A 21,824-nucleotide genomic window follows, 5' to 3' on the forward strand; every position below is an offset into this window, starting at 1 on the left:
ACACCAAAGCCGTTTCCACTTGGCTTGCTTATGAAGTTACCGGTGAGTTGCTGGGACGGGCATTCCCCTGCTGGCTGTCATCAAGCGGCAGAATGACGGTAACCTGGGTACCCTTGCCCAGCTCACTGTCCATTTCCAGCTTGCCGTTATGAAGCTCCACAATCTGCTGGGAGATCGCCAGCCCGAGGCCCGTTCCCCCGTTAAGGGCATCGACCTGGAAGAAGCGGTCCCGTACTCTGGCCAGGTGCGCTTCACTAATGCCAATACCGCTGTCACGGACAGTGACAGCCATCTCGGTACCGGATAGACGCTCCGCCGACAGCACGATACTGGAATCCTCCGGCGAGAACTTCACCGCATTATCCACCAGATTGAGGAAGACCTGCTTGAGGCGGTTGGCATCCGCCTTGATGAAAATCGTCTCCTCACATTCCAGCAGCAGATGAATCCGTTTCTTCTCGGCCTTGGCCCAGATATTGAGCAGCGTCTCCTGCAGCAGAACCTTAATATCCACCTGCCCCATCGACAGCTTCATTTCGTTCTGCTGCAGCTTCGAGAAGTCGAGGATTTCTTCCACCAGCCCGATCAGCCGGTCACTCTCCCTGGAGATAATTCCGACCCCAAGCTTGGTCTCTTCAGGGTCATAGCCCCCGGAGACCAGCGTCTCGCTCCAGCCCTTGATGCTGGTCAGCGGAGTGCGCAGCTCATGAGAGATCGAGGAGATGAAATCATCCTTAATCTGGTTGCTGCGGACAATCTCGTCCGCCATATAGTTGAGCGTTGAAGCGAGTTCGCCGATCTCGTACCGGTAATCGCCTTTGATCCGGGTCGTGAACTTGCCCTTCGCCATCTGCGCCGACACGGCCGTAATATTATTCAGCGGACGCACAATCGAATTGGCGAGCCCGAAGCTGAGCAGCAGCACGATGGTGAGGACTGCTACACCGATGGCAAGGGAGAGCAGGGTCAAATTAAGCAGATCTTTATTTACGCCTTCCATCGAGGACAGATACCGAAGGACATAGGAATCATGAGTGTTGATCCGCACCATCTTGGATACGGCCATGACACTTTCATTGGTGCCGGCCTGCCGCCCCACCCAGCGTCCTGTACTGCCTCCCACCGCCTCTGGGACATCACTGGTGGTGATCGTCCGGTCCGGCTGAAACCCGGTGGAGCTGGTAATAATATCTCCTTTAAGCGTCAGGACCTCCAGCTCTGTATTTTCCAGATTGAACAATTCGAGTAACCCTTGCAACTGGTTCGCTGATGTGCCGTTTAAGCTTCCATATTTAACCATACTTTCAGCTGCACTAATCTGTGTAGTGATCTTGGTGTAGATGCTGTCGTAATAATAGGTACGGATCGCCAGCAGAAAGGTTGTCTCAACCAGGAGAAGCGCTACAAAGACTACAAGAATATAGTGCAGTACGATCTGTCTGCGCATCCCCTTCTTGATCATTGTACCTGGCCTTTCCATTTATAGCCGTGTCCCCACACCGTCTGCAGGTATTCAGGCTCCGATGGATTATTCTCAATTTTTTGGCGCAACCGGCGGATATTGACGTCAACAATCTTGGGGTCCCCCATATATTCCTTGCCCCAGACATGATCAAGCAGGGAGTCACGGCTGAGCGGCGTATTCTCCTTCTCCAGGAAGAACTGCACCAGCGAGAACTCTGTTGGCGTAAGCTCAATGGCTTCCCCGCTCCGCTTGAACTGCTTGGAGATCAGATCTAATGTGAACGGACCCGACTGGAACGATACCTTGGCTGACTGCTCGCGGTGAACATTGACCCGGCGCAGCAGCGACTGTATACGGGCGATCAGCTCAGTGGGACTGAACGGCTTACTGACATGGTCATCTGCTCCCACCGACAGCGCATAGACCTTGTCCTGCTCCTGTACCTTGGCCGTCAAGAAAATAATTCCCAGCCGCTCATTGGTCTCCCGGATGCGTCTGCATACCTCAAAACCGTCGATGCCTGGTACCATCACATCCAGCAGGGCGATATCAATATCATGTATAGTAGTAAGCTTATGCAGCGCCTCATGGCCATCCGCCGCCTCCAGCACCTCAAAGCCATTGCGCTTCAGATTAATAACAATAAAACTGCGGATAGACTCTTCGTCCTCCAGTATCAGTACTTTACTCATTGATTCCCTTCCTTTCAATAGAGGATTGAATTCGCCCGTCTCCTCCTCCGATTGTATTTTGTTCCAGTCCTCCCCGGTAACCGATCATTTTATCCAGATCGCGGCCGAGCAGCTTCCAGCCGTTGTTCTTCGCATTGTCCCATTCCGCAGGTGAGAAGAATGTTACTTCGGCGACCGTCTCTCCGGTATCCGTCATAATGAATTTGAGCGATTTGTTCTGAACCGACTTCGTGTCCACAGTCACCCGCTCCAGCCAATCGGGGGCGAAGTTAATCGTGAACCGGTCGAGCGGATCATTATAGAGCTGGGTACTGAAGGTCAGGCCGTCTTTCCCGTCCCATTTGTAATAGGAATTGAAATACGGAATGGTCTCCGGATCGAAATACTCCCAGCCCTTGGGGGGAACCAGCATCCCTATCTCAATAATTCCGTCCGAATCAATATCCTCGCTGACAATTTTGCGGTCCTTGAAGGTGCTGGCATCCCCTGGAATAGCGACACGAAGCTTGTTATTCTCCATTACAACCACTGTTGTATACGCTGAGTGAGAATCCACGGCAGAATCCAGTACAATCCCTTCTTTGTTCGCAGCTACTTTTCCTGAGACAATATTGTAATAATTATTGAAATAAGGGTCCAGGTCGTCCAGTTGATCCAGCACCTTGAAGCTGTCATTGTACTGGTAGGTGGTTATTGTAGCGAATTCATTACGCTTGAAATACACGACGGTAATATCCGCGATTCCATCCTCGTTCAGATCATCGATGATGTATTTGGTGTAAGGCTTGGTCAGAATCTCTTCCAGCACTCCCCCGGAATAACTGTAAACAACCATGCCCTTCACACCCTTATCTTCCGTGCGGGAATACCCGGCAATAATGTTGAGCTTACCGTCACCTGTTACATCCTTAAGCTCCACAGAGTCCAGCTTGGTGCCGTCGCCATCGAATGTAAGCTTCTTGACCCAGGTATCCCCCTGCTTCTCCAGAATCATCCCGTGATTAACCACGGCTTCATTCTTCGTCTGGTAGAACACAAGCGTCTCCATCACACCATCCTGGTCCAGGTCCTCTGTAAAAATAGATCTGTTATCATCATTGGCCGGACGGGTCAAGGTGCCATCCAGCGCCTTCAAGGAAGAGTTGATGGCGGCCATCAGCGAAGCCTTGTCCGCAGGCAGCTGGGGCACCCTCATCTGGGATACCGGATCGCTGATGAAGGTGCAGCCCGACAGAGCAAACAGCGACAGGGCGGCTGCGGCAATTCCTCCCAGTAGACGCATACGCATATTCAACTTCATTTACGCTCTCCTTACTGAACGCCTTGCCTCACTTCACAGATGCAGCCGCTCCTGTGAGGTTAGCCGGCGTCCTTTGACATCATGCTTGATTCTTCCGTCCTCCAGCACCCACAGACGGCTGGCATAACGCTCGGCCAGCTCGATCGGCAGCACCGTAAGCACGGTAAGGCCTGTCTCCTTGCACAGATTGCGGAGGGTCTCCAGCACATTCTCCGCAGTCTTGGGGTCAAGGCCCGTCACCGGCTCATCCGCCAGGATGACCTGGGCGCCGTGGACCAATGCCCGGGCAATCGCCACACGCTGACGTTCGCCGCCGCTGAGCTGGCCGGACTTCAGCTTGGCCTTGTCCAGCAGACCCAGCAGATCGAGCTGGTCCATCGCCCCCATATAATCATCTGAGCGGACCATGCCTGTAGCCATCCGCCACAGCGGCGTCTGGGAGGCTTGTCCGATCAGCACATTCTTCAGTGCAGTACGGTTCGGATTCAGCTCCGCGTTCTGCTCCAGATAGGCCCATTCCCGGCGGATCTTGCGTTTGCCGGCGAAGGGGCTCTTCATAATATCCTGCCCATCTACCCTAAAATTCCCTCTGTCCCACTTCTCGCGCAGGGCCAGGCAGCGCAGCAGCGTTGACTTCCCGCTGCCGCTGGGTCCCAGCAGCGCTACAAATTCTCCCGGTTCTAATTGAAATCCGATATCCTGAAGTACCGGTGTTTTATCTTCCCCGACCGCTTTGGCCAAATGTTCAACTGTAATCATAGGTCAGCCTCTCCTGTCTTCGACTCTACTCTATAGTGTACTCTGAAAGCGGGATCAAATTCCATGCGAGCATTCGTTCTTATTCTACCTCATATCTTCTTCCCTGGCGAGAACAATAACCCTGCCAGCCCAAATACAATATACAGGCCGCCCATTACGGCAAACACACTGCCGCCCCAGCCGAACTGCAGCAGCAGCCCGCCGATGCCCGGCCCCGCAATACTTCCCAGACTATAATGGAAGGAAGCGACTACATTGGCAGCGGGAAGCAGCTTGCGCGGCAGGATATCGGCGGCATAGCTTAATCCTAGTGAGAAAAAGGAGCCGACAAGTCCCCCGGCCACCATCAGCACCAGCAGGGTGAGCAGGACATGGTCGCCAGTAAGCGGCAGCAGCGTGAAGGCCAAGCCTCCTCCTGTCCCCGCAGCAATCAGAATGGCCTTGCGGCCATAACGGTCGCTCCATATGCCGAGCGGCAGCTGAAGCAGCAGGCCTCCAATGCCTGCAAAGGGCAGCAAAGCGGCAATCTGGTCTGCACTGAACCCGGTGCGCAGCCCGTATACCGGGAAGCTGCTGTTCAGGCTGGCTTCCATATAGCCGTATAGCAGCGCCGGAATCAGCGCATACCAAGCAAGCCGGTAGCTCCGGCCGAATCTGCTCGCCTGGCCTTCGCTGTGATCCATAGCTTCCGGCCGCGAGTCAGGCAGCTTGAAGCCCACAATCAGCAGCACGATTACGAACAGCAGGGCTGTAATCAGGAACGGTGCGGGCTGCCCGAACCGCAGCAGGCTGATGCCCAGCGGTCCGAGGCTGAAGCCCAGTCCGTAGGACATCCCGTAGAGCGACAGGTTCCGTCCACGGTGCTCCGCCGGTGTCATGAGCAGCACCCAGAGCTGCGCGGCGTAATTCACCGCTGAATCGCCGATCCCGACCAGCACGCGGAGCACGAACCAGACCTTCACGCCGGTAAGGAGCGGGAACAGCAGGAGTGATACCAGCACCAGCGCGAGACCCGCGGCGATTAGCTTCTTGAAGCCGATGGCGCCAAGTACCCTTTCTGCAATCAAGGTCATGGCAAATGAGCCTACATACAAGGCAGCCGCATTAAGTCCGTTCAGCGAGGACGATACGCCTTCCTGCTCCAGCAGAATAGATAAGACCGGCAGCAGCATCCCCTGGCTCAGCCCTGCCAGAATAATCACGGCAATCAAAATCGAATAATTCATTCTACCGCTCTGTCCATGCGGCATCGGTATAGAATCTGACACAAATAAATCCTCCTATGTAATTCATTGATGAACGGAACCTGATGTCCATGCGGCAAACACCGAACATTATAGTAGACAACCCTCTTCAAAACAAGAGATAATATATAGAAGTGACTGATTTTCTGGAGGTGACCCGGCTTAAATGAAGTATGAACTGAACATTGATGTTTCCCCCGTATACGAACTGCTGGACAGTTTCATGTTATATGTGACCAAGAAATGGACCTCCAATCTGGACATCGGCACCGACTGGATCCGAGATGTGGATGGCCGCTTCACTCCCGCACAGCTGGCTGCACTGAAGCAGGCCGCCGAGTGGCCGTTCGAAGATTATGATGTACTCTACGCCTGGGCCTACAGCCGGGGCGAGGCTTCCAAGGTGCTGCAGTTCCTGGCTGAGCTGGAGAGCTTGTCTCTGGAGGATTGCCTCCGGCGGACCGAGCCTTTCTTCCATCAATTCACGGCCGAGGAATGCGCGCGGATCAAGAACGGATATACGCCTCTTTTGCGGATATGGTATGAGCATTATTTCCGCCATGTGGAGCATACCCTGCTGCCGCTGCTGATTGAAGACGCCTCTGAGAAAAAAATGCTGGAAAGCAAAATGGACATGGTCCCGCTGATCGAATATGCTTCCGGCGGAATTGTTATTGAGGACATTCCCGGACTGAAGACGATTGTGCTGCTGCCTACCGTGCATAACCGGCCGATCAACACGTACTGCTTCTTCAAGAACCTGATGCTGGTGCAATATCCGGTTGATGTCCCCTCAGACAATGAGGAGGAGCCTCCAACGGTGCTGCTTCGTTTAACACAGGCTCTCTCTGATCCTACCCGGCTGAGACTGCTGCGCTTCGTAGCGAACGAACCGAAGACACTGTGGGAGATGCAGTCCGAGCTGAGCCTGTCCCGAGAGATGCTGATGCATCACCTGCTTAGTCTAAGAGTCGCCGGGCTTCTGCGGGTCCATTTGCGCGGTGAAGGCACCGAACGCTACAGCATACGTCCTGACGGGGCCTCGGAGCTCCAGATGTTTCTGGAGTCCTACATCCGTATCTAACAGACCAACTTAGGAGTGAACCTCATGAAGTATTTGACCCAACAAGTGATCTTTGATCTCGACGATACCCTGGTGCATTGCAATAAGTATTTTGACCTTATCCTTGGACAATATTTCGAGTTGATGTCTAACTGGTTCAGCGATTTCCAGCCTACCATCGGCGAACTGCGCAGCAAGCAGGTGGAAATCGATGTCGAGACCGTTAGCACAAGCGGCCTGGCCAGCGACAATTTCCCGAAATCGCTGATTGCCACCTACCGTTACTTCTGCAGCAAATATAACCGCAAGCCGGATGCCTTCGAGGAGCGGCAGCTGATGAAGCTGGGACTGAGTGTGTACGACCAGGAGGTGGAAGCTTATCCCGGCATGGTAGAGACGCTGGATACCCTCAAGCAGGACGGCCATTCCCTCTATCTCTATACCGGTGGCGACGACACCATCCAGCAGCGCAAAATCGCCCAAATGAAGCTGGACGCCTATTTCGATGACCGCATCTATATCCGCCAGCACAAAAATGTGGAGGCGCTTGAGAATATCCTGACTACCTATCCGTTCGACCGTAATATCACCTGGATGATCGGCAACTCCCTGCGTACAGATGTACTGCCCGCGCTGACTGCCGGGATCAATAGCATCTATCTGAAGCAGCCGAATGAGTGGCTCTACAATCTGATTGAGCTGGAACGGGAGATGCAGCAGTCCGTCATGACCATCTCTGCCATTCACGAGGTGCCTCCGGTGATCCGCACCGCTGCGCTGCGGGAGCATCACGGCTGATTGACTTGCACCATCAGAATCGGGCAATTGTTACAAATGGCATAGGCAGCCTGCCGCCGGTATGATTATACTATTTGAGTAGATTTTCACATCGTGCAGGAGGCTGGCCATGAATAACAAAGCTAACCGTTCCAGGAATACCCCGAATCACGGGCGTCTGCTCCCTATGCTGCTTGCAGTGATTGCCGTGCTGCTGATCGCCCTTCTTGCCTTCTTCCTTACACAGGGCAAATCGTCCGGCACTGAGGCGCTCGATAATCTCCCCAACTACACCGATGTGAAGGGCAAGATCGTGGTGGACGGGCTGAAATACGAGAAGCAGCCGCATCTGGGCAGCGAATCCGCCAAGGTGAAGGTGATTGAATTCGCCGATTTCAAATGCCCTGCCTGCAAAAATTGGACCGCCTCCTACCTGGATACGTTCATCAAAGACTACGTAGACAGCGGGAAAGTCCAGTTCTACTTCATGAACTTCGCCTTCATTGACCGGGACTCTTACCTGGCCGCCAGTGCGGGGGAAGCTATCTATCAGCAGAATAATGAGAAGTTCTGGGAGTATCTCCACAAGCTCTACGAGAGCCAGGGCGATGAGAGCAAGATCTGGGCAACCCAGAAGTTCATCCTTAAGTTCGTGAAGGACAATATTGCAGGGATTGACCAAGAGCGGTTCGAGCAGGATCTGAAGAACCATACGTATATGTACGATGTCAAAGAGGACTTCAAAATCGCCGGAGCTTATGGCGTCAACGGCACACCGAAATTCATGGTGAACGGCGTCCTGCTGCCGGATTCCTCCTATGAAGGCTTAAGTGCCGCCATTGAAGCGGCTTTGAATGAATCCCCGTAATCTTTCTTGCAGGTGAAGCTCATCATCCTATAACAAAGCGCCCCGCCATGAAAATCTGGCCGGGGCGCTTTTGATATTCAGGAATTATGATTCCACGGCCAGCTGGCCGGTATCCATATTCTGCAGCACCAGCTTGCCTTCAAGCGGCGCGCCGTCCTCACCGGTCAGCTTCAGCTTCCCGGTCCGGCCCTTCTCAATCAGGGCCTTCACCTGGGTGTCGGTGAGCGTGCGCCCGTGATTCTCCTTCCAGATCACGAAGCCGCAGCCCTCCTTATAATGGGAGCAGCCGTAGCCCTTGCGGCCCATGAAGATCATGCCGCCGCAGCCTGGACGCGGGCAGGAGCCGATAACCTTCGGCCCGGCATCCCCGCTCTTCCCGGCAGCGGCAGACGCCGCGCTGCGCGGTTTGGCCGCCGCTGGCTTGCGCTCAGCCGCTTTGGAGTCGGCAGTCTTGCGCGGCGCAGCAGCCGAACTGCGGCCCTTGCCGCCGCTGTTCAGCGAAGGCGTATCCCCTTCGAAGGAGGTCTTAGCGGCGCGCGACTGCACGCGGACCTTGTCCACAATCATCGAAGCGAACCGCTTCACATTCTCCATGAACTGCCCGTCCGCTGCGGTCCCGCGGGCAATTTCATTGAGGCGGCGCTCCCACTGCCCGGTCATTTCCGGGGAGGTCAGCAGCTCCACACCTGCTCCGCGGATCAGTTCAACCGCCGTCCGCCCCTTTTGGGTGATGGCGATCTTTTTCCCCTGCATCTCCACATAGCCGACATTCTTCAGCCGTTCAATCGTAGCGGCCCGGGTCGCCGGAGTGCCCAGCCCCGAATCCTTCATGGCATCGCGCAGCTCTTCATCCTCAATCTGCTTGCCTGCGCTCTCCATCGCCTTCAGCAAGGTTCCTTCCGTGTAAGCTTTTGGAGGCTGGGTATCCTTCTCCTTCACAACCGCATCGCTGCAGATCACTTCACCCTCTGCTTGAACCGAGAACGGCTCGTTCACCTCAAGCTCTTCTTCCTCCTCGTCTTCCTTGCCTTTGCCCTTGGCCGGTCTAGACTTGTCCTTCTTCTGGTCTGCGTAGATCACCTTCCAGCCGAGGCTCAGCAGCTCCTTGACCGTAGTCTTGAACTTCTCGGCTTCCACTTCCGTCATCACCGTATGCACCTTATATTCCGCTGCCGGATAGAACTGGGAGAGGAAGCGGCGGACGATCAGATCATAGAGCTTGGCCTCGTCCGTGCTTAGACCGTTCGCCTTGCGGTTCGTTGGCAGAATCGCATGGTGATCCTCCACTTTGGACGGATTACAAATAAACTTGTTGCCTTTATGGACCAGGTTACGGTTCGCACCCTTCACCCAATCGTCGTACTGCGTGCCTTGAAGGGCCGACAGCGTCTTGTGCATTTCAGGAATATTCTGCTCCGTAACATAGTTGGAGTTGGTACGCGGGTACGAGATTACCTTATGCTTCTCATACAGCGCCTGGGCGATATCCAGTGTTTTTTTGGCGGAAAAGGCATATTTCCCGTTCGCCTCGCGCTGCAGCAGCGTCAGATCGTACAGCTTGTTCGGATATTCCTTGGTCTCTTTGACCTCATAGAGAACAATCCGGGCAGGCTTGCCCTTGACCTTGGCCGCAAGTGCCTCTGCCTTCGCACCATCCGTTAACCGGTCACCCTGCCACATGCCCTTATACGTCAGCTCATTCTGGGTGAAATGCCCTTCCACCTCAAAAAACTTCAGCGAGGAGAACGCTTCAATGGTCTTCTGACGGTCATAGATCAGCGCCAGCACCGGGGTCTGTACCCGGCCTACAGAGAGCAGCACATTATGCTTGGTGGTAAAAGCGCGCGAGCCGTTCATCCCGATCAGCCAGTCCGCCTCGCTGCGCGCCCGGGCAGCCTTGGTCAGATTCTCATATTCCGACCCGTCCTTCAGCTCCTGGAAGCCCTTGCGGATCGTCTCCGGCGTCAGGTCGGAGATCCACAGCCGCTTCACCGGCTGGTTCAGCTCCAGGTAACGCTGGATCAATGAGAAAATATGCTGGCCCTCACGCCCGGCATCGCAGGAGTTCACCAGCAGATCGCTGCGCTTCGCCAGCTCCCCGATCACCTTCAGCTGGTCCATGGTGCGTGCATTGGGCAGCAGCTTGAACTCCTCGGGAATGATCGGCAGGTCATTAATGTTCCATTTTTTATATTTATTGTCGTAGGCTTCGGGCTCTGCCAGGCCAATCAGATGCCCAATCGCCCAGGTGATAATGTACTGCTCCCCTTCCAGATAGGAACGGTAGTTTTTGGCCTTCGGTTCTATTGCGGCGGCGATATTCCGCCCCATGTCCGGTTTCTCCGCAATAATGAGTGTCTTCAACAATAATCGCTCCTTACCCTCGGTTCATTACAAAAGTTGTCCAGTAGTCTATTATACCATTCCTGGACCCCAAAATCCGCTGCTCATTATTGAGGCCTGCCGCTTAAGGGCGAAATATCGCCATCAGAATGAGCAGCGCCCCGATGATCAGGCTGAACAGCTCAAGTACATCTCCCCGGGACCAGTGCTTGCGGAAAAATACGATTGCAGGCTGGGCAAGCCCCGCTATCAGATACAGAACAGCCAGCAGCAGACCAAAGGAAAGTATGGTGAAGACAGGCGCATTACTCTGCGGCCCCCCGATGAAGGTAATCAACACAATTAGCACGGTCAGAAGATACAGAATACACCGGAAGAAGATAATCCACGGCCCGGACTTTACGGGAACAGATTCAACCGGGACTTGCTGTTCCCTGGCCCGCTCTTCCAGTAGGCGGCGAATCTCTTCGGGATGCTCGTTACGCATTTTCTGCATTTGTCTGGCATTGTCAAGCCTGTGTCTTAGACGTCCAAACATGCTTTTTCCTCCTCTCCAGGGCGAAGGCTTTATGCGGTATTTCCCCTATTTTACCAAATCCTCAATTCAAGCAAAAGTAGTATCCGGTGCGGACTGCATACCGCTTACGCGCAGCACGGCCTCGCCCATATCGATTACTTCCTTGTTACCCGTTCTCCGGTCCATGTATTCAATCCTTTGCTCTGCGGCCAGCTTGCCGACCACCAGCGCAACCGGTATGCCGATCAGTCCGGCATCCTTGAATTTGACCCCGGCCCGCTCATCGCGGTCGTCCAGCAGGGTATCGATGCCCAAGGCGGTCAGCCGTGCATACAGGGCTTCAGCCAGCTCACGCTGCGCTGTATCTTTGACCGACATCAGCAGAATATGAACCGCATACGGAGCTAGGCCCTGCGGCCAGATCAGCCCCTGGTCATCGTTGTTCTGCTCAGCCACTGCGGCCAGCAAGCGGGAGATTCCGATGCCGTAGCAGCCCATTACCATAGGCCGGGTGCGGCCGTCTGCATCCAAATAATCTGCCCCCAGCTTTTCACTGTAGACCGTGCCCAGCTTGAAGACATGCCCTACCTCGATGCCCTGCTGGAAATCCAGCTCCCCTTTGCCGCATTGCGGACAGCAGTCGCCGGCAACCACATTACGGAAATCCCCCACCTGCGTCAGCGGAAAGTCCCGGCCGGGCACCACTCCACGCAGATGGTAATCCTCTTCCCCCGCGCCTGTGACTGCTTCTGTCATGGCTGCAACAGCAGCATCCACCAGGATAGGCACAGACAATCCGGCAGGACCGACATAACCGCTTCCGGTTCCGGCAGCCTCCTGCACATGCATGGCATCAGCCAGCGTAATGTCACCGCAGCCGAGGTACTTTTGCACCTTCAGCTCATTCACCTCATGATCTCCACGGACCAGCACAGCAACTGTCTTGCCTCCGCCCGTGTAGATTAAGGTCTTGATGATCTCCTGCGGTCTGAGCTGACTCTCCTGCTCCAGCTGCTGAATAGTTTTCTGGGCAGACGTATGGAATCGCTCAGGGGCAGGGCGTCCGGCAAAATCTTGTCTATCCGGTTCGGCTCCGCTCCGCACTTCCGCCTGCTCCAGATTCGCAGCATATCCGCACAGGGAGCACACAGCTATCGTATCCTCACCTATATCTGACAGGGCCATGAATTCATGATTCTGGCCTTTGCCGCCAATCGCTCCGGCATTCGCCTGCACCGCCCGGTACTTCAGGCCGCAGCGGTCAAAGATCCGCTCATAAGCGCTGTACATCACCTGATAGGCCAGATCCAGGCCCTCCCAATCCGTATCAAACGAATAGGCATCCTTCATCAGGAATTCCCTGCCCCGCAGAAGCCCTGAGCGCGGACGACGTTCATCCCGGAACTTCGTCTGAATCTGATAGACAGTCACCGGCAGCCGCCGGTAAGAGCTGATCTCTGCGCGCATTAGCGCTGTAACCACTTCCTCATGGGTCGGACCCAGCACAAACTCACGGTCGTGACGGTCCTGGAGCTTCATCAGCTCTTTGCCGTACACCTCATAGCGTTCCGATTCTCTCCAGAGCTCTGCGGGCTGCATTGAAGGCATAAGAACCTCCTGCGCACCGGCGGACTCCATCTCCTGGCGCACGATCTGCTCCATCCTGCGCAGCACCCGCCGTCCGAGCGGCAAATAGGTGTATACCCCGGCGGCCACCTGCCTGATATATCCGGCACGCAGCAGCAGCTGGTGGCTCCTTGTCTCTGCTTCCGCAGGAGCTTCGCGCAGAGTGGTAACTAATAGATTGGTTTGACGCATACAGATCAGCCTCTTTCGTCGAAAAGTGTGTCCAGCTCCAGAACATTTCGCTGCCATAATGAGAACGCAAAAAAGACGCATCCGTCAGGGACGAATGCGCCGTGTTACCACCCTGTTTCAACCCCAAGACTATCCAAGCCTGCGGTCCTCTAATCCGGATAACGGCCGGTTCCGGCAGACTTATGCCCATCTTCAGCATAAGCTGCAGCTTCCAAGGCAGGATTGGTGTCTTACGCACTAGGGGGATCTTTCAGCCGGTGAATCCCCTCTCTGCTTACGGCGTTTACGGATACCAGGTCCTTGGTCAACGCTGTTACGTTATAAATGTTGGTTCTTAATCTATACGATATTCGAGGCCGCGTCAAGCGGGCGATGAATAGATTGTGAATGCAATTAAATATTTTACACCAAATCCTCAAGATATGAAAAGAATGTGTCGATAAACCGAATATGAGTTGAGGTATTTAGAGAGAAACGGCTAGCTACCAGCCGATTTCCATGTACCAGAGGGGGAACCGTTCCAATGTTCAAGTCAGTCAACCGCTTCACCGGCAAGCTCAGATCGCGATCACTGCAAAGACAAATGATGATGCTTTTCACCATTATGCTGGTGATCCCGATCCTCTTGGTCAGTTATTCCTCCTATTCCAGTGCGAAACGGGAATTGGAGCTTAAAATGCAGAAAGCCACGCATTCCAGTGTCGATCTGGTCGCCGGGACCATCCAAGCATATGTATCCGCTGCTATGCGGAATGTAGATTTGCTCAGCCGCCAGATTGAGTCTTCCGGGCTCGATGTGAAGGCTCCCGCAACACGCACACTCATCGATCAGTTCATGAAGGCACATCCTGAGCTTGAGATTCTTACGGCGGGCAACGAACAAGGTGCCTGGATGAAGGCTCCGGACCCCGGCAAACAGGATTATGATCCGCGTACACGGGACTGGTATAAGGCGTCCATGCAGAATGCCGGTACCACTACAATCATTGATCCTTTTGTCTCCGCAACAACCGGCAATTATACGCTGTTCATCTCCCATTCGCTGGAGGATGGCAAAGGAGTTGTGACCACAAGCCTCAATCTCAAGGCAATGAGTGAAAGAATCCATACTACCCATCCGGGTGAAACCGGCTACTTCTACATTGTGGACCGTAATAATAAATTCGTCTCTTATCCCGGCAAAGCAGCAGGTGAGGATGTAGCAGATTATATAGTGAAAATGCTGGCAAACGACAGCGGGGACCTGCACTATACCAATCCGGACACGGAGATGGACATGCAGGGTTATTATACAACCGATCCGAACACCGGCTTCAAAATTGTCGGCATTCTGCCTACCCAAGAATTCTCGGATGCCTCACAGCCCATTATCTATACCGGACTTATGGTTCTGGCCGTTGCCCTGCTTGTCGCCTTAACCCTGATGTACCTGATTGTCCGCTCCATCACGAAGCCGATCCGCAGCCTGAACCGTTCTGCACAGCGGGTAAGCGAAGGCTATCTGAATGAGCAGATTCAGATGAACCGGGTGGATGAGATCGGTCAGCTGGCACAGAATTACAACCTCATGGTAGGCTCTCTGCGCGGCATCGTATCGGATATTTCGGACACCTCGGGACAACTCGCAGCCTCCAGCCAGCAATTGAATGCAACCACCGAAGAGAACTCCAGAGCCACCGCTTACGTGGCTGAACTGGTGCAGGATTCTTCCGAGGGTGCGCAGACACAGACCTCGGCCATGGCAGAGACCTCGCGCGCGATGGAGGAAATGTCCTCCGGTATTCAAAGGATCGCCGAAGCCGCCGCCTCCATCGTCGATTCTTCCGCAAGCACTGAAGCAGATGTGCGCAGCGGCAGCCGGAAGATGGAACAGGTCAGCCAGCAAATGGATGCCATCCGGACCTCTACCCACCACTCTTCGCAGCTGATCGGGCAATTAAACGGCTTGAACGATGAGGTGTCCGCGATGAGCAGTGCAATTTCGGCGATCGCCGTACAGACGAATCTCCTGTCGCTGAACGCCGGCATTGAAGCGGCCCGGGCCGGAGAGCAGGGCCGGGGCTTCGCCGTCGTGGCTGCTGAGGTGCGGAAGCTGGCCGATCAATCGAAGAATACCGCCGGAGATATTCAAGATACCCTCCAGCAGATGACCCGGTTGATCGACCAGACCTATGAAGCGATCCGGCATACCGTCGCAGCTGATGTTGAGCTGGGTATTCAGGTTACCGCCGAAGCCAAGGAATCCTTCAACAGCATTGAACAGTCTACAGCCAAAATCAACAGCCAGCTGCATGACATCTCGGCTATTACCGAGCAGATGTCAGCGGGAGCGCAGGAGGTCGCCGCTTCCGTACACGAAATCTCCAGTATTTCCCGATCCACCTCAGACGCCTTCCAGAGTGTAACGGCAGCTACAGAAGAACAGCTAGCTTCCATGGAAGAGATCTCCGCCTCCTCTACGGAGCTGTCCAGGATGGCGGGCGATCTGCAGCTTAAGATTGAACGGTTCAAGCTGGAAGACTAGCCCCCGTAATCATGTGAGCGGTGAAGGCCATTCAATAATATAGCAGCATAATAAGAGCATAATAAAAAGCCGTCTCTCAGCAATGCTGAAGGACGGCTTTTTGGTACATATAGGGTTAAGCAAGCACAGTCGAACCCATCAGGTATTTATCCACTTCACGCGCTGCTTCACGTCCCTCGTTGATAGCCCAGACGACCAGACTCTGTCCGCGGCGCATATCTCCGGCTGCGAATACTTTATCCACGTTCGTGTTAAATTTGCCATAACGGGCCTTCACATTGGTACGGCGGTCCGTATCCAGCTTAAGCTCCTCAATGATATCCTGCTCCGGTCCGTCGAAGCCAATCGCAATCAGCGCCAGCTGGGCCGGATAGACAGCCTCGGTGCCCGGAACCGGCTGGTAGATCTTCCGTCCTGTCTCGTCCACCGTCCGGCGGATCTGCACCGTGTGCAGCTCCTTGAGGTTGCCTTCTTCATCGCCGACGAACTTCGTCGTCATGATAGAGAATTCACGCGGGTCTTCACCGAAGACCGCTTTGGCTTCCTGCTGGGCATAATCCAGGGTGTAGACATTCGGGAACTGCGGCCAAGGGTTGGCAATCGGATCACGCGTAAGCGGCGCTTTGTCATGTGTGCCGAACTGGGTGATGCTGTTGCAGCCATGCCGCAAGGAAGTCGCTACACAGTCGGAGCCGGTGTCGCCCCCGCCCAGCACGATTACGTCCTTGCCTGCGGCGGATACATAGTTGCCATCCTCCAGATTGGAATTCAGATAGCTCTTGATCGTGCCGTTCAAGTAATCCATGGCGTACATTACACCCTTGAGATCATTGCCTTCCACATTGAAGCGTCTCGCTTTGGTAGCTCCGCCGCAGAGGACAACGGCATCATATTCATCCACCAGCTGCTGCGCCGGAATGTCTTTGCCAATCTCAGTGTTAACCACGAACTCGATACCTTCTGCAGCCAGCAGATCGACACGGCGCTGTACGACACGTTTGTCCAGCTTCATCGTCGGGATGCCGTACATCAGAAGTCCGCCGATCCGGTCACTGCGCTCAAAGACCGTTACCGTGTGACCCGCCTTGTTCAGCTGGGCGGCTGCGGCCAGTCCTGCCGGACCGGAGCCGACGATGGCGATCCGTTTGCCTGTACGCTTCTCCGGCGGACTCGGGACTACCCAGCCCTCTTCAAAGCCCTTGTCCACAATGGCCAGCTCGATCGTCTTAATCGTAACAGGCTGTCCAATCAGACCGACGGTACAGGAGCCCTCGCAGGGTGCAGGACAGATGCTGCCGGTGAATTCAGGGAAGTTATTGGTCTTGTGCAGGCGCTCCAGCGCTTCCTTCCACAAGCCACGGTAGACCAGGTTATTCCACTCCGGAATCAGGTTATGCACGGGACAGCCTGAAGTACCGCCGCTCATATCCATGCCGGTGTGGCAATACGGTGTGCCGCAATCCATACAACGGGCACCCTGGGTCCGAAGCTCGTCCTCGGTCAGATGCTCGTGGAATTCTTCCCAATCCTTCACGCGCTGCTCGGGATCGCGGTCCCCTGGGAGCTGGCGCTTATACTCCATAAATCCAGTAGGTGTAGACATATATACGTTTCCCCCATCCGTTCTCTTCGTGCTGATGTATAGTACACCATTTCTAATTTTAATTATATTAGCATTCAATACTTTCGCACTGTAATGGACTAATCTGCTGATTATTTGTACTATTTCACATCTTGTGTCAGAGAAAACGCTTCATTGTCACTCCTTGCGGTCGTACACCATAAAACGATAATCATAAGGATTCTGCTCATTCTTGAGTCCCGGTGTATTGGAAACTTCCTTCCACCGGCTCCAGTCTACCTCAGGGAATGTCGTATCGCCTTCAATCTCCGCCTCTATCCGTGTAACACGCAGCTTGTCGGCATACGGCAGCATCAGGCTATAGATCTCGGCTCCGCCGATCACCATCAGCTCATCCTCTTTGCGCCCCTCAGCCAGCGCCTCAGCCAGCGTATGGATGACCTCAGCCCCTTCGGGTGCGAAGCTCTTATCGCGGGTCAGAATCAGGCTGGTACGGCCCTTCAGCGGCTTGCTGCCCAGCGACTCCCAGGTTTTTCGGCCCATCAGCATCCGCTTGCCGAGTGTCTCTGCTTTGAAATAAGCGAAATCCAGCGGCAAATGCCAGGGCATGTCATTATTTTTGCCAATTACGCCATTTGAGGCCATCGCCCATATCATGGTAATGCTCATATAGCAACCGGTGCCTTGATTCCCGGATGATAGACATAGTCGGTAAATTCAAAATCCTCAAAGGTATAATCAAAAATACTGTCCGGTACTCTGCGGATGTTAAGCTTCGGCAGCGCATAAGGCTCCCGTGCAAGCTGTGTGGCCACTTGTTCCATATGATTTGTATATATATGCACATCTCCGCCGGACCAGATGAATTCTCCGACCTCAAGCCCCGTCTGCTGCGCCACCATATGGGTAAGCAGCGCGTAGCTGGCAATGTTGAACGGAAGCCCAAGGAACGTATCCACCGAACGCATCGTAAGCATGCAGGAGAGCTTGCCGCCCGCTACATAGAACTGAAACACGAAATGGCAGGGCGGTAGCTTCATCTGCTCGATCTCGCCTACATTCCACGCACTAACGATATGTCGCCGTGAATCGGGATTACGCTTAATTGACTCAATCACATTCGCAATCTGATCAATATGCTGCCCGTCCTTGCTCTCCCACGCCCGCCACTGCGAACCGTATACCGGTCCCAGCTCCCCGTTTTCATCGGCCCATTCATCCCAGATCGAGACGCCATTCTCCTTCAGATACGTTGTATTGGTATCCCCTTTGAGGAACCATAGAAGCTCATGTACCACCGACTTCAGATGAATGCGCTTGGTGGTCATCAGCGGGAAGCCCTTCGACAGATCGAAGCGGAGCTGACGCCCGAAGACGGACACTGTACCTGTACCTGTCCGGTCGCTCTTAGCTGTACCGTTGTCGAGAATATCCTGCAATAAATCCAAGTAATTACGCAAGCCGTATCACACCCCACTCTCTTTTTTCTTCTATTAGTTTACCATGAGCTGACTGTCGTTGTAACTTCCCTAACGATAAAAATAAGCAAAAAAACATACATTCTCTGCCCGAATTGGGCTGACTGCCAGCTATTTCCGAACGTTCAGGACAGTGACCTCACTCAAAAGAGGATGTTCCCTGACCATCTGCATGGCTTCGGGAACATCCTCTTGTGTTCTTACCGCATAAGCTTAAGCGGTTATTATTTCATTACGTGGATCGGGTGGCCTTCTACCAGCTCAGCCGCTTCCATAACGATCTCGCCAAGGGTTGGATGCGCATGGATGGTCAGTGCGATATCTTCAAGCGTTGCGCCCATTTCAATCGCCAGACCCAGCTCAGCGATCAGGTTGGAAGCTTCGATACCGACGATTTGTGCGCCGAGCACCTGATTGTTGTCGCTCTTCGCTACAATCTTGATGAAGCCTTCAGGAGCATTCAGGGACACGGCACGGCCGTTGCCTGCGAACGGGAACTTGCCGGCCTTAACCGCATAGCCCTTATCCTTAGCTTCCTTCTCGGTCAGACCTACGCTGGAGCATTCAGGATCTGTGAAGACTACAGCCGGCATTACCTTGTAATCTACAACCGATTTGTGTCCGGCAATGGCTTCCGCAGCAATCTTACCTTCGTAAGAAGCTTTGTGCGCCAGGGCAAGACCCGGAACGATATCGCCGATTGCGAAAATGTTAGGAATATTAGTCCGTCCCTGATGGTCTACCTTCACCAGACCGCGGTCATCCAGCTCAACGCCGATCAGATCCAGGCCCAGCTCGCCGTCAGTATTCGGACGGCGTCCTACGGTTACCAGCAGGTATTCAGCAGTCACTTCTTTGGACTCTCCGCCTACGGAGTACTTCACAGTAACTTCCTTGTCGTTCTGAACCGCAGATTCGGCTTTGGCGTTAGTTACAATTTCAATGCCGGTCTTAGCCATATTCTTGGCAACCAGACGGGTCATGTCTTTGTCGAAGCCAGGCAGAACGGTATCCAGACCTTCAATGATGGTAACCTTGGTGCCGAATTTGGAATACATCTGACCCAGCTCCGCACCAATGTAGCCGCCGCCGATAACGATCATGCTCTTAGGAATTTCAGGCAGATCCAGCGCTTCCGTGGAGGACAGGATGCGTCCGCCGAACGGGAATGGCTTCAGTTCAATCGGACGGGAGCCCGTTGCAATAATGCAGTTATTGAACTTGTAACGCGGGGATTCATGATCATTGAACAGACGGGCTTCGTTTGTGCTGATGAACATAGCTTCTCCGCTGAATACTTCGATCTTGTTGCCCTTCATCAGGCTGGTAACGCCGGAAGTCATTTTCTTGACTACGCCGTTCTTGAAGGCCTGAGTCTTGGACCAGTCCACCTTAACGTTCTCGGCAGTAACACCGAATACTTCACCGTGCTGGGCAGCCTCGAATTGATGAGCGGCCGAGATCAGGGCCTTGGAAGGAATACAGCCGCGGTTCAAGCACACGCCGCCGAGTTCCGATTTATCTACAATGATGACCTTTTGGCCGAGCTGGGCGGCACGAATTGCCGCCACATACCCGCCGGGACCTGCACCAATAACCAATGTGTCAATTTCGATTGAAGCGTCTCCGACTACCATTAATTACACCTCCATAACTAACATATCAGGATTTGCAAGCAGGGTCTTAATGTAATTCATGAAATTCTGTGCTGTTGCGCCGTCAATAATCCGGTGGTCAAAGCTCAGGGACAGAGCCATTACAGGTGCTGCAACGATTTCGCCATTCTTCACAACAGGCTTCTCAGTGATACGTCCGGTTCCGAGAATAGCAACTTCAGGGAAGTTGATGATCGGAGTGAAGAACATACCGCCGGCAGAGCCGATATTGCTGATCGAGATCGTGCTGCCCTTCATTTCATTCGGAGCCAGCTTGCCGTCGCGTCCGCGTACAGCCAGATCTGTAATCGCGCTTGCGATCATCCAGATACTCTTGCGGTCAGCGTCCTTGATGACAGGAACGATCAGGCCGTTGTCTGTATCTGTAGCAATACCGATGTTGTAGTATTTCTTGTAGACAATTTCGTTCGTAGCTTCGTCAATCATAGCGTTAAGCGCAGGGAACTGACGGGAAGCGGCCACGAGTGCCTTCACGATGAACGGAAGATAAGTAACCTTCACGCCCTTCTTCTCGGCTACCGGCTTCATGCGGGCACGGAAGGCTACAAGCTCCGTAACATCCACTTCGTCCATGATGGTAACATGCGGTGCAGTGTAAGCCGATTTAACCATAGCATTGGCAATCGCTTTACGGATACCCTTGAATGGTACGCGTTCTTCTTCCAGACTTGCATTGCCGGAAGCTGCTGCTGCTGCCGGTGCTGCCTTAGCTTTTGGCGCTTCTGCTGCTGCCGGTGCAGATGCTGCTGGAGCCGATGCCGCTGGGGCTGTAGAACCGCCCTTCAGGAAGGCTTCCACATCTTCAAGTGTGATCTTACCGTTCTTGCCGGAGCCGTTCACCTGGGAGATGTCCACACTCTTGTCGCGGGCGAATTTGCGCACGCTAGGCGTTGCCAGTACTTCACGGTTAGGAGCCGGAGCTGCTGCCGCTACTGGAGCTGCGCCTTGCGAAGGAGCTGCTGCCTGGGCACCGGATGCTTCAGCGTGGCCGCCCTCCTGCTGCGGAACATCGCCTTCTGCGGCAATGATTGCCACAACTTCACCTACACGGCAGATCTGGCCGTCTTTGGTGAACACTTCGACTACAGTACCGTTGACTGGAGAAGGAACCTCCACCACTGCTTTATCATTCTGAACTTCCATAATGATATCGTCGTCGGTGATTTTGTCTCCAACCTTGATGTGCATCTTGATGATTTCCCCTTCATGCAGGCCTTCGCCCAGTTCAGGGAACTTGTATTCGAAGTTCGTTGCTCCGCCAGTAGCCGGGCTGCTGGTTGCCGGAGAAGAAGTAGTATCCGCTCCGCCCTTGGCTGCATCAGCTTCCTGGGAAGCCTGCTCTGCCGGATGGCCGCCCTCTTGCTCAGGGATGTCACCTTCTGCATCAATAATGGCTACAACTTCCCCTACACGGCATACTTGTCCGTCCTTGGTGAAGACTTCAAGCACTGTGCCGTTGACCGGACAAGGAACCTCTACTACCGCCTTGTCGTTCTGAACTTCCATTACGATATCGTCATCGGTTACTTTGTCGCCGGCTTTGATATGCATTTTGATAATTTCGCCTTCATGCAGACCTTCGCCCAGCTCAGGGAACCGGTACTCAAATTTTGCCACCTTGATAACCTCCTATAAATTATGTTGAGTTATTCCATCAGTCCTGTTTGATAGAAGACAGAAACGGCTGCCGCCCTTAAATACAAGGACGGCAAGGTCGT

General features: G+C 54.0%; 17 protein-coding genes. 4 read left to right on the forward strand and 13 right to left on the reverse strand.

Annotation, left to right across the window (positions count from 1 at the left end):
• Positions 1-28: 28 nt before the first annotated feature.
• The 5 genes from NYE26_RS16215 to NYE26_RS16235 form a co-directional block, all read right to left on the reverse strand.
• Complete coding sequence (locus NYE26_RS16215; RefSeq protein WP_209874186.1) at positions 29-1,462, reverse strand: HAMP domain-containing sensor histidine kinase; 1,434 nt, start codon at positions 1,460-1,462, stop codon at positions 29-31.
• Positions 1,459-2,157, reverse strand: coding sequence for a response regulator transcription factor (locus NYE26_RS16220; RefSeq protein ID WP_036695433.1), 699 nt, complete (start codon positions 2,155-2,157; stop codon positions 1,459-1,461). Before NYE26_RS16220 ends, NYE26_RS16215 begins: the two co-directional genes overlap by 4 nt.
• On the reverse strand, positions 2,150-3,457 hold the full coding sequence (locus tag NYE26_RS16225) for a hypothetical protein (RefSeq protein WP_339248874.1): 1,308 nt from the start codon (positions 3,455-3,457) through the stop codon (positions 2,150-2,152). Before NYE26_RS16225 ends, NYE26_RS16220 begins: the two co-directional genes overlap by 8 nt.
• Positions 3,458-3,490: 33 nt before the next feature.
• On the reverse strand, positions 3,491-4,216 hold the full coding sequence (locus NYE26_RS16230; RefSeq protein WP_339248875.1) for an ATP-binding cassette domain-containing protein: 726 nt from the start codon (positions 4,214-4,216) through the stop codon (positions 3,491-3,493).
• 89 nt (positions 4,217-4,305) lie between these two features.
• Positions 4,306-5,466, reverse strand: a complete 1,161-nt coding sequence (locus tag NYE26_RS16235; RefSeq protein WP_209874183.1) for an MFS transporter — start codon at positions 5,464-5,466, stop codon at positions 4,306-4,308.
• 160 nt (positions 5,467-5,626) lie between these two features.
• Between NYE26_RS16235 and NYE26_RS16240 the strand changes: the two genes are divergently transcribed.
• The 3 genes from NYE26_RS16240 (at position 5,627) to NYE26_RS16250 (ending at position 8,168) form a co-directional block, all read left to right on the forward strand.
• On the forward strand, positions 5,627-6,544 hold the full coding sequence (locus NYE26_RS16240; RefSeq protein ID WP_036726468.1) for a helix-turn-helix domain-containing protein: 918 nt from the start codon (positions 5,627-5,629) through the stop codon (positions 6,542-6,544).
• 24 nt (positions 6,545-6,568) lie between these two features.
• Complete coding sequence (locus NYE26_RS16245; RefSeq protein ID WP_339248877.1) at positions 6,569-7,321, forward strand: HAD family hydrolase; 753 nt, start codon at positions 6,569-6,571, stop codon at positions 7,319-7,321.
• Between the two features lie 109 nt (positions 7,322-7,430).
• Entirely contained in the window at positions 7,431-8,168 is a 738-nt protein-coding gene (locus tag NYE26_RS16250; RefSeq protein WP_209873688.1) for a DsbA family protein, read from the forward strand.
• 84 nt (positions 8,169-8,252) lie between these two features.
• Here the strand turns inward: NYE26_RS16250 and NYE26_RS16255 are convergent, their stop codons facing one another.
• The 3 genes from NYE26_RS16255 to NYE26_RS16265 all read right to left on the reverse strand — a co-directional run bounded on the left by NYE26_RS16255 (position 8,253) and on the right by NYE26_RS16265 (position 12,846).
• Positions 8,253-10,532 (reverse strand): DNA topoisomerase 3, encoded by a 2,280-nt coding sequence (locus NYE26_RS16255; RefSeq protein ID WP_339248878.1) that lies wholly within the window; start codon positions 10,530-10,532, stop codon positions 8,253-8,255.
• Between the two features lie 103 nt (positions 10,533-10,635).
• A complete protein-coding gene (locus NYE26_RS16260; protein ID WP_339248879.1) occupies positions 10,636-11,049 on the reverse strand; it encodes a hypothetical protein in 414 nt (137 codons plus the stop codon).
• A 66-nt stretch (positions 11,050-11,115) separates the two neighbouring features.
• Positions 11,116-12,846 (reverse strand): proline--tRNA ligase, encoded by a 1,731-nt coding sequence (locus NYE26_RS16265; protein WP_339248880.1) that lies wholly within the window; start codon positions 12,844-12,846, stop codon positions 11,116-11,118.
• A gap of 523 nt (positions 12,847-13,369) precedes the next feature.
• Between NYE26_RS16265 and NYE26_RS16270 the strand changes: the two genes are divergently transcribed.
• Complete coding sequence (locus NYE26_RS16270; protein WP_339248882.1) at positions 13,370-15,370, forward strand: methyl-accepting chemotaxis protein; 2,001 nt, start codon at positions 13,370-13,372, stop codon at positions 15,368-15,370.
• Between the two features lie 115 nt (positions 15,371-15,485).
• On the opposite strand, the gene NYE26_RS16275 is transcribed toward NYE26_RS16270, so the two are convergent.
• The 5 genes from NYE26_RS16275 to NYE26_RS16295 all read right to left on the reverse strand — a co-directional run bounded on the left by NYE26_RS16275 (position 15,486) and on the right by NYE26_RS16295 (position 21,723).
• Positions 15,486-16,973, reverse strand: coding sequence for a glutamate synthase subunit beta (locus NYE26_RS16275; protein WP_339248884.1), 1,488 nt, complete (start codon positions 16,971-16,973; stop codon positions 15,486-15,488).
• A gap of 156 nt (positions 16,974-17,129) precedes the next feature.
• The gene (locus NYE26_RS16280) at positions 17,130-17,621 is read right to left on the reverse strand and encodes a dihydrofolate reductase (protein ID WP_339248886.1); all 492 of its coding nucleotides are present in this window, start codon (positions 17,619-17,621) and stop codon (positions 17,130-17,132) included.
• Positions 17,618-18,412, reverse strand: a complete 795-nt coding sequence (gene thyA / locus NYE26_RS16285; RefSeq protein ID WP_339248887.1) for a thymidylate synthase — start codon at positions 18,410-18,412, stop codon at positions 17,618-17,620. Before thyA ends, NYE26_RS16280 begins: the two co-directional genes overlap by 4 nt.
• A 242-nt stretch (positions 18,413-18,654) precedes the next feature.
• Positions 18,655-20,067, reverse strand: coding sequence for a dihydrolipoyl dehydrogenase (lpdA, locus tag NYE26_RS16290; RefSeq protein WP_076079331.1), 1,413 nt, complete (start codon positions 20,065-20,067; stop codon positions 18,655-18,657).
• Positions 20,068-20,070: 3 nt separating this feature from the next.
• On the reverse strand, positions 20,071-21,723 hold the full coding sequence (locus NYE26_RS16295; protein ID WP_339248889.1) for a 2-oxo acid dehydrogenase subunit E2: 1,653 nt from the start codon (positions 21,721-21,723) through the stop codon (positions 20,071-20,073).
• Positions 21,724-21,824: the final 101 nt, after the last annotated feature.

It is taken from the genome of Paenibacillus sp. FSL P2-0136 (assembly GCF_037975325.1).
In the GTDB taxonomy this organism is placed as follows: domain Bacteria; phylum Bacillota; class Bacilli; order Paenibacillales; family Paenibacillaceae; genus Paenibacillus_AQ; species Paenibacillus_AQ silagei.